Raw genomic sequence first — 546 nt, 5'->3', positions numbered from 1 at the left:
TTGATCGGAGAGGTGATAACGTTGCAAGGTAAAGTGTTGGATGTGTTTGGTCGTCCTATCTCTGGCGTAAAAATAGAAATTTGGCAGTGTGATGGCCAAGGAATTTATGAACATCCGAATCAACCCAGCCAAAACAAGTTTGACCCAAGTTTTTCAGGTTTTGGCGCGACAGTAACTGAAGAAGATGGACGCTATTTTTTTCAAACGTTGTTTCCTGTCCCATACAGCTCAAGACCTCCTCACATTCACGTCAAACTGTGGCGTGGCGACCACGAATTGTTGACCACCCAACTCTATTTGAAAGGACAGACGGGCAACGAATGGTGGGGTGGTAAAGCTCGTGACCATTTACAGTTTGAGCCGGTAAATATTGATGGGCGAATAGTCGGAACGTTCGATTTCGTGATTGCTTAATCTGTTTGATGTTCGCTAGTAAGGCATCAACTCAGCCAGCTGCGACAAGCGTTCTTTGTCTAGTATGGGATGAGGTTCGACACCAGTTACCAAAACAATATCCACCGACGGTAGTGGAGGTAGATCTTCTAA

General features: G+C 45.2%; 1 protein-coding gene and 1 pseudogene. One reads left to right on the top strand and one right to left on the bottom strand.

Annotation, left to right across the window (positions count from 1 at the left end; all coding sequences use genetic code 11):
- The coding region (locus tag R7Q09_RS27735; RefSeq protein WP_318144159.1) for a protocatechuate 3,4-dioxygenase at nucleotides 1-414 on the top strand (414 nt) is incomplete at its 5' end.
- A 15-nt stretch (nucleotides 415-429) separates the two neighbouring features.
- Here the strand turns inward: R7Q09_RS27735 and R7Q09_RS27730 are convergent.
- Nucleotides 430-546 (bottom strand): annotated as a pseudogene (locus tag R7Q09_RS27730) (LysR family transcriptional regulator); the annotation flags it as partial.

The organism is Vibrio sp. 2130-1, from assembly GCF_033339515.1.
Note: the sequence above shows the minus strand (reverse complement) of the source record. Positions and strands in the feature narration are given on the sequence as shown.